The organism is Bacteroides sp. ZJ-18, from assembly GCF_011038705.2.
GTDB lineage: Bacteria > Bacteroidota > Bacteroidia > Bacteroidales > Bacteroidaceae > Bacteroides > Bacteroides hominis.
On the sequence record NZ_CP072198.1, the window covers coordinates 4497108 to 4512076 of the forward strand.

At 44.2% G+C, this 14969-nt stretch carries 9 protein-coding genes, 3 tRNA genes and 2 rRNA genes; 10 read left to right on the plus strand and 4 right to left on the minus strand.

The window, feature by feature from the left end:
- Nucleotides 1–63: 63 nt before the first annotated feature.
- The 4 genes from G7Y45_RS18150 to G7Y45_RS18165 all read right to left on the minus strand — a co-directional run bounded on the left by G7Y45_RS18150 (nt 64) and on the right by G7Y45_RS18165 (nt 4965).
- Nucleotides 64–2951: ribosomal RNA gene (locus G7Y45_RS18150) — 23S ribosomal RNA — on the minus strand.
- 150 nt (nt 2952–3101) lie between these two features.
- Nucleotides 3102–3178: transfer RNA gene (locus G7Y45_RS18155), tRNA-Ala, on the minus strand.
- A gap of 26 nt (nt 3179–3204) precedes the next feature.
- Nucleotides 3205–3281: transfer RNA gene (locus G7Y45_RS18160), tRNA-Ile, on the minus strand.
- 155 nt (nt 3282–3436) lie between these two features.
- A 16S ribosomal RNA gene (locus tag G7Y45_RS18165) occupies nt 3437–4965 on the minus strand.
- Together the 16S and 23S rRNA genes with 2 tRNA genes alongside form the textbook arrangement of a ribosomal RNA operon.
- 1337 nt (nt 4966–6302) lie before the next feature.
- Here G7Y45_RS18165 and G7Y45_RS18170 point away from each other — a divergent pair.
- The 10 genes from G7Y45_RS18170 (at nt 6303) to G7Y45_RS18215 (ending at nt 14967) form a co-directional block, all read left to right on the plus strand.
- Nucleotides 6303–6815: a ferritin-like domain-containing protein gene (locus tag G7Y45_RS18170; protein WP_005782541.1), complete on the plus strand. Its 513-nt coding sequence runs from the start codon at nt 6303–6305 to the stop codon at nt 6813–6815.
- 241 nt (nt 6816–7056) lie between these two features.
- Complete coding sequence (gene sppA, locus G7Y45_RS18175; protein ID WP_165016728.1) at nt 7057–8835, plus strand: signal peptide peptidase SppA; 1779 nt, start codon at nt 7057–7059, stop codon at nt 8833–8835.
- Between the two features lie 8 nt (nt 8836–8843).
- Complete coding sequence (gene lpxK, locus G7Y45_RS18180; protein WP_005821381.1) at nt 8844–9974, plus strand: tetraacyldisaccharide 4'-kinase; 1131 nt, start codon at nt 8844–8846, stop codon at nt 9972–9974.
- Nucleotides 9913–10722 carry a purine-nucleoside phosphorylase gene (locus tag G7Y45_RS18185; protein ID WP_005782547.1) on the plus strand — a complete coding sequence of 270 codons (810 nt, stop codon included), beginning with the start codon at nt 9913–9915 and terminating at the stop codon, nt 10720–10722. The genes lpxK and G7Y45_RS18185 overlap by 62 nt, the downstream gene beginning before the upstream one ends.
- 26 nt (nt 10723–10748) lie before the next feature.
- Entirely contained in the window at nt 10749–11783 is a 1035-nt protein-coding gene (gene thiL / locus G7Y45_RS18190) for a thiamine-phosphate kinase (protein WP_005782550.1), read from the plus strand.
- A gap of 119 nt (nt 11784–11902) precedes the next feature.
- Nucleotides 11903–11975, plus strand: a tRNA-Phe gene (locus tag G7Y45_RS18195).
- 81 nt (nt 11976–12056) lie between these two features.
- Complete coding sequence (locus G7Y45_RS18200; RefSeq protein WP_158298301.1) at nt 12057–12233, plus strand: hypothetical protein; 177 nt, start codon at nt 12057–12059, stop codon at nt 12231–12233.
- A gap of 1111 nt (nt 12234–13344) precedes the next feature.
- Nucleotides 13345–14250 (plus strand): hypothetical protein, encoded by a 906-nt coding sequence (locus G7Y45_RS18205; RefSeq protein WP_165016725.1) that lies wholly within the window; start codon nt 13345–13347, stop codon nt 14248–14250.
- Nucleotides 14238–14684: a S24/S26 family peptidase gene (locus G7Y45_RS18210; protein WP_165016723.1), complete on the plus strand. Its 447-nt coding sequence runs from the start codon at nt 14238–14240 to the stop codon at nt 14682–14684. Before G7Y45_RS18205 ends, G7Y45_RS18210 begins: the two co-directional genes overlap by 13 nt.
- Nucleotides 14685–14697: 13 nt before the next feature.
- Nucleotides 14698–14967, plus strand: coding sequence for a PqqD family protein (locus G7Y45_RS18215; RefSeq protein ID WP_022011344.1), 270 nt, complete (start codon nt 14698–14700; stop codon nt 14965–14967).
- Nucleotides 14968–14969 lie beyond the last annotated feature (2 nt).

The following is a 14969-nucleotide window of genomic DNA, read 5'->3' on the forward strand; positions in this document are numbered from 1 at the left end:
AAACTTAGCTGTCTATCAAACCGATAGTAAAGCTAAACGGATATATAAACCATAAAAGACAATAAAAGAAAGTCATCGGGCAATTAGTAACGCTCGGCTGTGATGTTACCACCTGTACACCTGCGTCCTATCAACGTTGTAGTCTACAACGACCCTAAAAGAAATCTAATCTTGTGGCTGGCTTCGTACTTAGATGCTTTCAGCACTTATCCAATCCCGACTTAGATACCCGGCAATGCACCTGGCGGCACAACCGGTAAACCAGAGGTCAGTCCAACACGGTCCTCTCGTACTAGTGTCAGAGCCACGCAAATTTCATGCGCCCACGATAGATAGAGACCGAACTGTCTCACGACGTTCTGAACCCAGCTCGCGTGCCACTTTAATGGGCGAACAGCCCAACCCTTGGGACCTTCTCCAGCCCCAGGATGTGACGAGCCGACATCGAGGTGCCAAACCCCTCCGTCGATATGAGCTCTTGGGAGGGATCAGCCTGTTATCCCCGGAGTACCTTTTATCCTTTGAGCGATGTCCCTTCCATACGGAAACACCGGATCACTATGCTCTAGTTTCCTACCTGATCGACTTGTAAGTCTCCCAGTCAAGCGCCCTTATGCCATTACACTCTGCCGCCGGTTACCAATCGGCGTGAGGGCACCTTTAGAAGCCTCCGTTACACTTTTGGAGGCGACCACCCCAGTCAAACTACCCACCAAACAGTGTCCTCGCGACTGCGAGTTAGAACTCAAATAATCAAAGGGCCGTATTTCAACAGCGACTCCACAAATACTGGCGTACCTGCTTCAAAGTCTCCGGCCTATCCTACACATCAATTACCCAAATTCAATGTTAAGCTATAGTAAAGGTTCACGGGGTCTTTTCGTCCCATCGCGGGTAATCGGCATCTTCACCGATACTACAATTTCACTGAGCTCACGGTTGAGACAGTGTCCAGATCATTACACCATTCGTGCAGGTCGGAACTTACCCGACAAGGAATTTCGCTACCTTAGGACCGTTATAGTTACGGCCGCCGTTTACTGGGGCTTCAATTCAATGCTTCTCTTGCGATGACATCTCCTCTTAACCTTCCAGCACCGGGCAGGTGTCAGGCTGTATACGTGATCTTTCAATTTTGCACAGCCCTGTGTTTTTGTTAAACAGTTGCCTGGACCTATTCTCTGCGCCCTCCCGTCACCGGGTAGGGACCCTTTATCCCGAAGTTACAGGGTCAATTTGCCTAGTTCCTTAACCGTGATTCACTCAAGCGCCTGAGTATATTCAACCCGACTACGTGTGTCCGTTTGCGGTACGGGTACCATTAAGATTAAGTTTAGCGGATTTTCTTGGGAGTATGTTTACACGCACTATTACCGTTTTCCGAGGAAATTGGTATACTATCAGGTTCGACTCTTATCCCGGATTTGCCTGGGACAATCAACATCTACACCCTTTAACGGACTATTCCGTCAGTCCGCGGCGTTGTCACTCCTCCGTCTCCACGTCACTCTTAATGCTAGTACAGGAATATTAACCTGTTCTGCCATCGGCATCACCGTTCGGCTGAGCCTTAGGACCCGACTAACCCTGATCCGATTAGCGTTGATCAGGAAACCTTAGTCTTGCGGCGAGGGGGTTTCTCACCCCCTTTATCGTTACTTATACCTACATTTGCTTTTCCACACGCTCCAGTAAAGCTCACGCTTCGCCTTCAACGCAGAGTGGAATGCTCCCCTACCGATACTTACGTATCCCATAGCTTCGGTAAAACACTTAATGCCCGATTATTATCCACGCCAAACTCCTCGACTAGTGAGCTGTTACGCACTCTTTAAATGAATGGCTGCTTCCAAGCCAACATCCTAGCTGTCTTAGCAATCTGACTTCGTTAGTTCAACTTAGTGTTTATTTGGGGACCTTAGCTGATGGTCTGGATTCTTCTCCTTTAGGACATGGACCTTAGCACCCATGCCCTCACTCCTGAGATCGAACTAATGCGCATTCGGAGTTTATCAAGACTTGATAGGCGGTGAAGCCCTCGCATCTTATCAGTCGCTCTACCTCACATTAGTAATTCTCAAGGCTGCACCTAAATGCATTTCGGGGAGTACGAGCTATCTCCAAGTTTGATTAGCCTTTCACCCCCACCCTCAGGTCATCCGGAAGCTTTTCAACGCTTATCGGTTCGGTCCTCCAGTTAGTGTTACCTAACCTTCAACCTGCCCAAGGGTAGATCACTTGGTTTCGCGTCTACTCCTTCCGACTATCCGCCCTGTTCAGACTCGCTTTCGCTTCGGATCCACATCTCAAGATGCTTAACCTTGCCGGAAAAAGTAACTCGTAGGTTCATTATGCAAAAGGCACGCCGTCACAGCATAAGCTGCTCCGACCGCTTGTAGGCGCATGGTTTCAGGGACTATTTCACTCTTCTATTCGAAGTGCTTTTCACCTTTCCTTCACAGTACTGGTTCGCTATCGGTCTCTCGGGAGTATTTAGCCTTACCGGATGGTCCCGGCTGGTTCACGCAGAATTCCTCGTGCTCCGCGCTACTCAGGATACCACTACGCTTCAGTTACCTTAGAATACCGGGCTATCACCGTCTATGGCGCGACTTTCCAGTCGCTTCTTCTCAATAACTTTCTTGCGAGAGCGTGGTCCTACAACCCCACACATGCCGTAACATGGGTGGTTTGGGCTATTCCCCGTTCGCTCGCCACTACTAGGGGAATCATTATTTATTTTCTTTTCCTGCAGGTACTAAGATGTTTCAGTTCCCTGCGTTAGCCTCCAACTTGGTTGGATGACATTCCTTCAGAATGCCGGGTTGTCCCATTCGGAAATCTTCGGATCAAAGGTTATTTGCACCTACCCGAAGCTTATCGCAGCTTATCACGTCCTTCATCGCCTCCGAGAGCCAAGGCATCCGCCATGCGCCCTTATTTACTTTCTTTTATCGCCAGGGTCATCTCCTTTTCTTAAAAAGGATCTGAACCAAATGGTTCGATATATACTTTTAGCTCTTACTAAATTTACTTTTTTTTGTACATCATGTCAAAGATCGTATGATAACATTCGGCAACTTGTGTTGCCAGAGTATCAATGGTGGAGAATAACGGATTCGAACCGTTGACCCTCTGCGTGCAAGGCAGATGCTCTAGCCAGCTGAGCTAATCCCCCAATCATACAAGATATCAATCTCGTCTTGGTAGTCCCAGGCAGAGTTGAACTGCCGACCTCTACATTATCAGTGTAGCGCTCTAACCAACTGAGCTATAGGACTAGTTCAACCGTGTCCTGTCTTTAGACTCGGCTTCTGTTTTCTCTTGTTTATCTCTATCTATATTGCTATAGACGGTCGATCTATATTCTATAAATAAACAAGTACCAGTAGTACAATTTTAGAACCGATGAACGTCGTTTTCAACATCGCTCCAGAAAGGAGGTGTTCCAGCCGCACCTTCCGGTACGGCTACCTTGTTACGACTTAGCCCCAGTCACCAGTTTTACCCTAGGACGCTCCTTGCGGTTACGTACTTCAGGTACCCCCGGCTCCCATGGCTTGACGGGCGGTGTGTACAAGGCCCGGGAACGTATTCACCGCGCCGTGGCTGATGCGCGATTACTAGCGAATCCAGCTTCACGAAGTCGGGTTGCAGACTTCGATCCGAACTGAGAGAGGCTTTTGGGATTAGCATCCTGTCACCAGGTAGCTGCCTTCTGTACCCCCCATTGTAACACGTGTGTAGCCCCGGACGTAAGGGCCGTGCTGATTTGACGTCATCCCCACCTTCCTCACATCTTACGACGGCAGTCTCTCCAGAGTCCTCAGCATGACCTGTTAGTAACTGAAGATAAGGGTTGCGCTCGTTATGGCACTTAAGCCGACACCTCACGGCACGAGCTGACGACAACCATGCAGCACCTTCACAGCGGTGATTGCTCACTGACATGTTTCCACATCATTCCACTGCAATTTAAGCCCGGGTAAGGTTCCTCGCGTATCATCGAATTAAACCACATGTTCCTCCGCTTGTGCGGGCCCCCGTCAATTCCTTTGAGTTTCACCGTTGCCGGCGTACTCCCCAGGTGGAATACTTAATGCTTTCGCTTGGCCGCTTACTGTATATCGCAAACAGCGAGTATTCATCGTTTACTGTGTGGACTACCAGGGTATCTAATCCTGTTTGATACCCACACTTTCGAGCATCAGTGTCAGTTGCAGTCCAGTGAGCTGCCTTCGCAATCGGAGTTCTTCGTGATATCTAAGCATTTCACCGCTACACCACGAATTCCGCCCACCTCTACTGTACTCAAGACTGACAGTATCAACTGCAATTTTACGGTTGAGCCGCAAACTTTCACAACTGACTTACCAGTCCACCTACGCTCCCTTTAAACCCAATAAATCCGGATAACGCTCGGATCCTCCGTATTACCGCGGCTGCTGGCACGGAGTTAGCCGATCCTTATTCATATTATACATACAAAACAGTATACATACTGCACTTTATTCTAATATAAAAGAAGTTTACAACCCATAGGGCAGTCATCCTTCACGCTACTTGGCTGGTTCAGGCTCGCGCCCATTGACCAATATTCCTCACTGCTGCCTCCCGTAGGAGTTTGGACCGTGTCTCAGTTCCAATGTGGGGGACCTTCCTCTCAGAACCCCTATCCATCGAAGGCTTGGTGAGCCGTTACCTCACCAACAACCTAATGGAACGCATCCCCATCCTTTACCGGAATCCTTTAATAATCAAACCATGCGGAATAATTATCCCATCGGGTATTAATCTTTCTTTCGAAAGGCTATCCCCGAGTAAAGGGCAGGTTGGATACGTGTTACTCACCCGTGCGCCGGTCGCCAGCAAAGAAAGCAAGCTTTCTTCCTGATGCCCCTCGACTTGCATGTGTTAAGCCTGTAGCTAGCGTTCATCCTGAGCCAGGATCAAACTCTTCATTGTAAAAGTATTGTTATATATCCCAATAAGGGACAATATTAGCTCTGTTCAGGATGTCGAAAATTTATTGACGGTCATTTTTTCATATACCTATATAATAAGTATTGACGGTTCTAAATTTACTTGTACTACTTGTATTGTTTATCAATTTTTCAAAGAACTCTTCTTTTCGATTGTGCTTCGTTTCAAAAGCGGGTGCAAAGGTAAAAGGTTTATTTTAAAACACCAAATGTTTTGGAAGTTTTTTTTTAAAATGTTCTCCCGGTCTGTTCTCTGGCTCTCTTAGCGAAAGGGAAAGGCACCGGAATAAACGCCTTTTATCGCGAATCGGACTGCAAAGATAACGAATTTTAATATTAAACTCCAAAGAAAAAGGAAATTATTTTTGTTGTTCGTTAAGGCAATCAATACGCGGCTGCAACATGTCAATTTCAATCGGCTCTCCCTCTCTTGGAAAGCGGGTGCAAAAGTACGCGATTTACCAATACAAGGCAAATATATAAGGAAGTTTTTTTGAATAAAAATATAAATTCAGATGTAAATGGCTGAGGGAGAGGTAGGTTTTAGAGCATACTTTTAAAAGAAGGAAAAAGGGAGGGCCAAGGGGACACATTATTATAATATATAGAGGGGGAATTTTCAGGAGATAAAGGAAAGGATATGTGCTACGAAAGGGAGGAGAACGAGTGTTTTGGGGTGGAATTGCGGAGAAAAATAGGGGATTTAACGGGAGCTTGACGGAATTTAAACGGGAGTTAAACAGAAAATACGGCGGGATTTTGACGGGAATTGAATGGGAATTGAACGGAATCCAAACGTTAACATTGTTAATGCAGTTGGGGAGACATTTATTTCAGGGGCGGAAATAACAAAGCTTTTGCTTCGAAAAGACTTGTTATTTGAAGACAAAAGGCTTGATTTAACTCCCTGTTAAATCAAGTGACGGGAGGAGAAGAAACGAAAGAGAGAAAAGGATTGAGAATGAATACAATAGAGAGACAAGGGGTTATTTTTTAGAAAAAGAGATAAGTAGTGGGCCGAAAGGGATAGTTGCGATTAGAACAAGTATGGGTGCAGCGGATTTTCAAAAGTAAGGTTTGGAGCGGAAGCGGGAGGAGTGCAATTACAAAAGACAAGAGAATAGCAGGACAGGCACAAGTTAAAGAAAGAAAGTATCAAAGATTGGATCATAGATTAAGAATCGGACATAAAAAGAAAGCACGTCTTCAAATATCCCTAAAGCAAATGTCTTCCTGTTAAAATCACCCTTTCAGGAAACAAAATCCCCTGCCCCATGTTACTTAACCAACTTAATTTTTATAACCTAAACCAAAAGAATTATGGCTAAAGAAAGTGTAAAAATCCTGCAAGGAAAGCTCGATGTAAAAAGTTTGATTGATCAGCTGAATGCTGCATTATCTGAAGAATGGTTGGCATACTATCAATATTGGGTAGGTGCATTGGTAGTGGAAGGTGCTATGCGCGCAGACGTACAAGGTGAGTTCGAAGAACATGCTGAAGAAGAACGTCACCACGCACAATTGATAGCAGACCGAATCATCGAATTGGAAGGTGTTCCGGTACTCGATCCGAAAAAATGGTTTGAACTGGCCCGCTGCAAATACGATTCTCCAACAGCATTCGACTCTGTCAGCCTACTGAACCAAAACGTTTCTTCAGAGCGTTGCGCCATTCTCCGTTATCAGGAGATTGCCAACTTTACAAACGGTAAAGATTACACCACATGTGACATCGCCAAACATATCCTGGCTGAAGAAGAAGAACATGAACAGGACTTACAGGATTATCTGACTGATATTGCCAGAATGAAAGAATCGTTTCTTAAGAAATAAATAATGGTTTCTTCAAGAATGGAAAGAGGGAATACTCCGTCCGGGGTAGTTTCCTCTTTTTATTGTTACTCCTCACTGTAATAATCACCTTTCCTCTACTCCGCAGACATACCTAAATAATCATATTTTATGCACTCCAACCGTGACAAAACAAAAAACTATGCGACTTATGGGATGAATTTCAACTCAATTATTTATCTTTGTTAGCTTTAAAAAAGCTGGCATAAAAACAATATGTACAATGAAAGATTTCTTTAAATTTACGCTTGCTACATTGACCGGTATCGTACTATCGGGCATTGTTTTGTTTATCATCGGAATTGCGACGCTTGTCGGCATCATTTCGTCATCGGATACCGAAACAGTAGTGAAAAAAAATTCCGTAATGATGCTCGACTTAAAAGGCACATTGGTAGAGCGCACTCAAGAGAGTTTAGAAGGGCTATTGGGAAAATTCACCGGTGAAGCGGGCAACACATACGGACTGGACGACATATTAGCTTCAATCAAAAAAGCTAAAGAAAATGATAATATAAAAGGCATTTATATACAGGCTTCATGGCTGGATGCCCCTTATGCCTCATTACAGGCAATACGGACCGCTTTGGAAGATTTCAAGGAAAGTGGCAAATTCGTTGTAGCATACAGTGACAATTATACGCAGGGGCTTTATTACCTATCGAGTGTTGCCGACAAAGTAATGCTTAACCCTAAAGGCATGATTGAATGGCGAGGACTCGCTTCAGCTCCCATTTTCTACAAAGACCTATTACAGAAATTGGGAATTGAAATGCAGGTATTCAAGGTAGGTACTTACAAATCGGCTGTAGAACCGTTCACTTCAACCGAAATGTCTCCGGCCAATAAAGAGCAAGTTACGGCATTCATCGGTTCAACCTGGAACCAAATACTGGATGGTGTTTCGGCTTCACGCAAAATAGAAAAAGACTCACTGAATGCGTATGCAGATCGCATGCTTATGTTTTACCCATCGGACGAAAGCGTGAAATGCGGATTGGCCGATACCCTGATTTATCAGAATAACGTACGCAGCTATCTGAAAACACTTGTAAAAATCAACGAAGACGACCGCCTGCCGATATTAGGGCTCGATGATATGATCAACATCAAAAAGAGTGTACCTAAAGATAAAAGCGGTGATATTCTGGCTGTCTACTATGCATCCGGTGAAATAACTGACTATGACGGATCGGCGACATCCGACGAAGGAATTGTAGGGAGCAAAATGATTCGTGACCTGCGTAAGCTAAAAGAGGATGATAACGTAAAGGCAGTCGTACTGCGTGTTAATTCTCCGGGAGGAAGCGCATTTGCATCCGAACAGATCTGGCATGCCGTAAAAGAATTAAAAGCTAACAAACCAGTAATTGTTTCGATGGGTGACTATGCCGCATCCGGCGGATATTACATCTCTTGCGCAGCCGACAGCATCATAGCCGAGCCAACTACCTTAACCGGTTCTATCGGAATTTTCGGCATGATCCCGAACGTCAAAGGATTGACGGAAAAGATCGGACTAACATTTGACGTGGTAAAAACCAATAAATTTTCAGATTTCGGTAACCTGATGCGTCCTGTGAACGGTGATGAAAGAGCATTACTGCAAATGATGATCAGCCAGGGATATAACCTGTTTGTAAGTCGTTGTGCCGAAGGTCGCCATATGACCAAAGAAGGTATTGAAAAAATAGCTGAAGGACGCGTATGGACCGGAGAAATGGCCAAAGGAATCGGACTGGTAGACGAACTGGGTGGAATCGACAAAGCACTGGAAATTGCAGCACGGAAAGCCGAATTGAAAGGCTATACCATTGTATCTTATCCTACCAAAAAGGATATTCTATCCACATTACTCGATGTCCAACCCAATAACTATGTAGAATCCCAAGTGCTGAAAAGCCAGTTAGGAGACTATTACAAGGATTTCAATCTATTAAGAAATATAAAAGAACGCGCCATGATTCAGGCACGTGTCCCGTTTGAACTGAATGTGAAATAGCGAACTACATGGAAGAAAGCTCTATTAAGATACATAAATGGCTATATCCCGTTTCATGGCTCTATGGAATGGGAGTAGCACTGAGAAATAAACTCTTTGACTGGGGTAAACTTCAGTCAAAGAGTTTTGACATTCCCGTGATTTGTATCGGGAATATCGCCGTGGGCGGCACAGGCAAAACACCGCACACAGAGTATCTGATAAAGCTGCTCCATCGCAACTTCCGGGTAGCCGTACTGAGCCGTGGATACAAGCGCCATACGAAAGGATTCATACTTTCAACAGCAGAGAGCAATGCTCGTAGCATTGGTGACGAACCCTATCAAATAAAATCGAAGTTTTCCGACATACGAGTTGCAGTGGACGAAGACCGTTGTCATGGTATCGAAAAATTGCTCACATTGCAAGAGCCTTCTATCGAAGTTATCTTACTGGATGATGCATTCCAACACCGATATGTGAAAGCGGGACTGAATATTCTTCTGACAGATTATCATCGCCTGTTCTGTGACGATGCTTTAATGCCTGCCGGACGTTTACGGGAATCTACCCGGGGGAAAAACAGGGCACAAATAGTCATTGTAACCAAATGTCCGCCGGATATCAAGCCTATCGATCATAATATCATCGCAAAACGGTTGAATCTATTCCCCTATCAACAACTTTATTTCTCGTCATTCCGATACGGCAAATTACAAGCGGTCTTTCCTGTTTGTACTGCCGTAAGAGAAAGGGAACTATCGTCCTTGCAAGCAGATGAACAGATACTAGTGATAACCGGAATCGCGTCTCCGGATGCTATCATCCGGGAACTGGAAATGTATACACGGAACATCGACCTACTCGCTTTTGACGATCACCATAGCTTCAGCCAGCGAGACATGTCGCTAATTAAAGAGAAGTTCGGTAATTTGAAAGAAGGACGGCGTCTGATTATCACTACCGAGAAAGATGCCACCCGTCTGATAGACCATCGGGCACTGGATGCAGAACTAAAACCATTTATTTATGCCCTGCCCATCGAAGTAGAAATATTACAAAATCAACAAGATAATTTTAACCAACACATTATTGGCTATGTTAGAGAAAATACAAGAAACGGCAGCCTTCCTGAAAGGGAAGATGCACACAAGCCCTGAGACAGCAATCATTCTGGGAACCGGACTTGGCAGTTTGGCAAACGAAATTACTGAAAAGTATGAAATAAAGTATGAGGATATTCCCAACTTTCCTGTGTCTACCGTAGAAGGGCACAGCGGAAAACTGATTTTCGGTAAACTCGGCAATAAAGAAATCATGGCGATGCAAGGCCGCTTCCATTACTACGAGGGGTACTCCATGAAAGAAGTGACTTTCCCGGTACGTGTGATGCGTGAGCTGGGCATCAAAACTTTATTTGTATCCAATGCCAGTGGCGGTACTAATCCCGACTTCGAAATCGGAGATCTGATGATTATTACCGACCACATAAATTATTTCCCCGAACATCCCCTACGGGGTAAAAACATTCCGTATGGGCCGCGTTTTCCGGATATGAGTGAAGCCTACGACAAAGAACTGATACGCAAGGCAGATGCTATTGCAGCAGAAAAAGGTATTAAAGTGCAACATGGCATATACATCGGTACACAGGGTCCAACATTCGAAACACCGGCTGAATACAAGTTGTTTCATATCTTGGGTGCCGATGCAGTAGGTATGTCTACTGTCCCCGAAGTAATTGTTGCCAACCATTGTGGCATTAAGGTATTCGGTATATCAGTAGTGACTGATCTCGGAGTAGAAGGCAAGATTGTAGAAGTATCACACGAAGAGGTTCAGAAAGCAGCCGACGCTGCCCAACCGAAAATGACCACCATTATGCGTGAGCTGATAAACCGTGCATAGATACTTTTTTTCATAAACTAAGATATATGAGAACAGAAATAGCAACCTTGGGTGAGTTCGGTCTGATCAAGCACCTCACCGAAGGAATTAAATTAGAAAACGAATCGAGCAAATATGGTGTGGGTGACGATGCCGCCGTCCTCTCCTATCCTGCCGATAAGCAGGTATTGGTCACCACCGACCTGTTAATGGAAGGGGTACATTTTGACTTGACTTACACACCGTTGAAACATTTGGGTTACAAAGCCGCTGTTGTCAACTTCTCCGACATCTATGCGATGAACGGGACACCGAAGCAGATCACAGTTTCACTTGCCCTCTCCAAACGCTTCAGCGTGGAAGATATGGATGAATTTTATGCCGGTCTCCGTTTGGCGTGTCAGCAATACAAGGTGGATATCGTAGGTGGTGACACTACTTCTTCCTTGACAGGATTTGCAATCAGCATCACCTGCATTGGTGAGTCAGATAAGGATAAAGTAGTTTACCGCAACGGTGCTAAGGACACCGATCTGATTTGCGTCAGTGGTGACTTAGGTGCGGCCTATATGGGGTTGCAACTGTTAGAGCGTGAAAAAGCGGTCTTTAAAGGTGAACAGGATGCTCAGCCGGATTTCTCCGGAAAAGAGTATTTGTTGGAACGTCAGCTCAAACCCGAAGCCCGCAAAGACATTATTGAGAAACTGGCTACTGCAAATATCGTCCCGACTTCAATGATGGACATTTCTGACGGTCTTTCCTCGGAACTATTGCATATTTGCACTCAAAGTAAGGCAGGTTGCCGCGTCTACGAGGAACACATCCCCATTGATTATCAAACAGCTGTTATGGCAGAAGAGTTCAACATGAATCTCACCACATGTGCCATGAATGGCGGTGAAGATTATGAACTGCTTTTCACCGTTCCTATTGCCGATCACGAAAAGATATCGGAAATGGAAGGTGTTCGTTTGATCGGTCACATCACAAAGCCCGAATTAGGCTGTGCACTTATCACACGCGATGGCCAGGAATTCGAGCTAAAAGCTCAGGGATGGAATCCGCTACAAGAGAATAAATAAAAAAGTTCAGTAATAAGAACACTGATAATAAGCAATATAGCTTTTTATCAGTGTTTTTTATTGTGCTAAGATTTGCAGAATTAAAAACTTTCACTACCTTTGCAACCGCAAACAAGAAAGGTGCCATAGCTCAGTTGGTAGAGCAAAGGACTGAAAATCCTTGTGTCCCCGGTTCGATTCCTGGTGGCACCACTTTTTAAGAAAAAAAACGATGTAAATCCTTGAATTTCAAAGAAGTTCAGGGATTTTTCATTTCCAAGAATAGGAAAATAAATGGGATTAGAGCGGATCAAGGCGCATGGTAATACGGGATTATGGCAGATAGGATTAGATAATGCCTGGATTCTGGTGAATCCTATTGCTAATATAAAGAATACAGAGGTAATTGTAGAGAAAGACACGTTAACGCCTAACAAAATCATCAAAATCTATAAAAAGAATTTGAGATAGAGCGGCTACTGGTTTATCGGGATATCTTTGTTTCCTGTTATTTCACAGAATTAGCTTTCATAAATGTATTTAACCCGAAACCAAGCCATATTATGGCTGACAGCGAAGGCAATCAGTGGATACAAAAGAAAAGAGAAAAGACTGATATTAAAGCAAATACTCCATTAAACATACTAAAGAAATATGAAGAACATCCTAAATGCCTGGAAATAGAGAAACTTTTGTCTTGTACCTGCAATCAAAAACCTCACAGTCAGACATCCACAAAATGTTTCATGGAAAGAAAACGGTAATTTTACGCTTGTCATTCCAGACCCAAGATATGAAAAGGATCCGGAAACATACAAATATCTGGGACATGATAGTATAGTCATCATCGAAGAGGAGATAGAAATTATGCTAAAAACTGAACTACACAGCATGATGCAAAAATATCATATAGATGAAAAGCATGAAGATACTTTCATGAAATCGTTCCAGAAGTATAAAAAGAGAGTGGAGGAGGAAAGAAAAGGTAAAATATTTACATATATAAATTTTCATTACCCATGCTTGCAACAAAAAGCATTCAGGGCATGGGCTCTTTAAAACGTATGATTTCTGTCAGTCAGGATTGTCTCCCCTATTTAAACAGTACAAGGGTGATGAGGGGCAGATCAACAACCTAACCTTTAGTACATACAATGAATAAAATTACCATTGCATTTATTTTATCTTTAAAACCGAGAATCAAAATGTAACTACTGATTCATAAAAATATTGAATTTTTATTTAAATACTTGGAGCGATTAGGACATTCAATTAGTTTTGTACCCCATGCAAAAGTACCATATTAGTGGTAAATTCATGCAATGTGTAACATAAACGTTAAAAACATCAAGAAGAAGCCGTCCGTTTTTAAAGCAGATTGGGCGGAACGGAAAAAGTGAACATTGCTGTTATTTTTATACCTGAGAATTTGGACATTACAAAGTTCTCTATATTCACACACCGATATATTTATGCTAATAATATACCTGGAAATCATTAAATTAGAACATTCTCCCCCACCCACACTAAAAAGAGGAATAATTTTGTTTGGGGGAGATCTTGTGTTTAAATTCCCCGCATCATGAATAAAACAAAATTTTATACAGTGGCCGGGCACACTTTCCGCATAACGATGGCGGAGAGTGAAAATGTATGGCAGGGCATGGCTCCTGCTTATTCTCCGTTCGAGATATTGCCAGACCGCCAAGTTCTTTTCGTATTAACGGTAGGCGACTTTATCTCCCCAAAAGAAGCAGACCTTATTCTCAGAGATTCCAACCTAAGAGAAGAAGAAGCAAAGCTGGATGTGTATCGTACTACTTGTGGCTACCTATTCGAAATGCGCACTCCTTTTACCAACAAACTGAACAGCCGATTACAAATAAGCGATGATTTCCACACAGCCGAAGTAAACCTTTCGGGCCATGACATGCAGCGGTTATACGGTTTGAACAGTGCCTTGATGCTTTGCTACATGCTTTCCACCACCTCTCTGGACACACTATTGATGCATGCCTCGGCAGTGGTGAATGAGGGCAAAGCCTATCTCTTCCTAGGGCGTAGCGGCACAGGAAAGAGTACCCATAGCCGCCTGTGGCTTCAAGGCATTAGTGGAACGAAGCATCTCAACGATGACCATCCCGTCATACGTATAGACCCACAAGGAAATGCCATCGCTTATGGCAGTCCGTGGAGTGGGAAAACATCTTGCTACCACAACGAAAGCGCCCCCATCGGTGCTATCGTGAGAATAAAACAAGCTCCTGCCAACTCTATCAGAATTCTTTCCCCCATTGAGTCGTATGCCTCACTGTTCACAAGTAGCACAGGCATCGCATGGGAAAAAACACTGGCTGACGGAAAAGACCGCACCTTACAAAAGATCATTTCCCGCGTATCTTGCCTGCGGCTGGAATGCCTGCCCGATAAAGCAGCAGCCCGGCTCTGCGCATCGGTGGTCAGAAAGGAGAAACAATGCAAAGAGTGACTTTACCCAACAATGTGCTGTTGCCCGAAATTATCCACCTGCTAAAAGAGGGTGACACCGTAATCATAAAAGTAAAAGGAAACAGTATGCTACCCTTTATTACGGGCGAACACGACAGCGTGGTGCTGCAAGCGGCAAACATATCGAAATTAACGATAGGAGACATCGTACTGGCAACACTGGATGACAGCCGGTATGTACTTCACCGCATCATCGCTATGCGCCATGGCTATATCACCCTGATGGGCGACGGCAATCTGTGCGACAAAGAAATATGTACCGAAGAAGCCATTGCAGGACAGGCCATCCGGATTATAAAAAGGGAAAAAATAATAGACTGCACCGCCCCTGCCCAACGAAGGAAAGCAGCAGTCTGGAAAGCATTACTACCCATCAGAAGATATCTGTTGGGCATATATAAACAAATAAACTGAAAAACAAATCGATATGAGAATTATAGAAGGATTCAGGCTGCGCCAGGTGATGGGACAAGCCACCATCATAGGCGAAGGCATTGGACAGATTGACTTTAACAAGCTCATCACGCTTAATACCACGGCAGCCTATTTGTGGCAATCGGTAGAAGGCAAAGTGTTTTCGATAGATGATTTAGCCGTTTTACTAACGGAACGCTTCCGCATTGATCCAGCTATAGCTCAAAGGGATGCCTTTGCTATTGCCCGCGAGTGGATAGCAATCGGAATCGTACAAGAGTAGGC

Coding starts and splice junctions, on each gene's coding strand:
- G7Y45_RS18170 (WP_005782541.1), top strand. CDS start 6,303: ATGGCTAAAGAAAGTGTAAAAATCCTGCAAGGAAAGCTCGATGTAAAA.
- sppA (WP_165016728.1), top strand. CDS start 7,057: ATGAAAGATTTCTTTAAATTTACGCTTGCTACATTGACCGGTATCGTA.
- lpxK (WP_005821381.1), top strand. CDS start 8,844: ATGGAAGAAAGCTCTATTAAGATACATAAATGGCTATATCCCGTTTCA.
- G7Y45_RS18185 (WP_005782547.1), top strand. CDS start 9,913: ATGTTAGAGAAAATACAAGAAACGGCAGCCTTCCTGAAAGGGAAGATG.
- thiL (WP_005782550.1), top strand. CDS start 10,749: ATGAGAACAGAAATAGCAACCTTGGGTGAGTTCGGTCTGATCAAGCAC.
- G7Y45_RS18200 (WP_158298301.1), top strand. CDS start 12,057: ATGGGATTAGAGCGGATCAAGGCGCATGGTAATACGGGATTATGGCAG.
- G7Y45_RS18205 (WP_165016725.1), top strand. CDS start 13,345: ATGAATAAAACAAAATTTTATACAGTGGCCGGGCACACTTTCCGCATA.
- G7Y45_RS18210 (WP_165016723.1), top strand. CDS start 14,238: ATGCAAAGAGTGACTTTACCCAACAATGTGCTGTTGCCCGAAATTATC.
- G7Y45_RS18215 (WP_022011344.1), top strand. CDS start 14,698: ATGAGAATTATAGAAGGATTCAGGCTGCGCCAGGTGATGGGACAAGCC.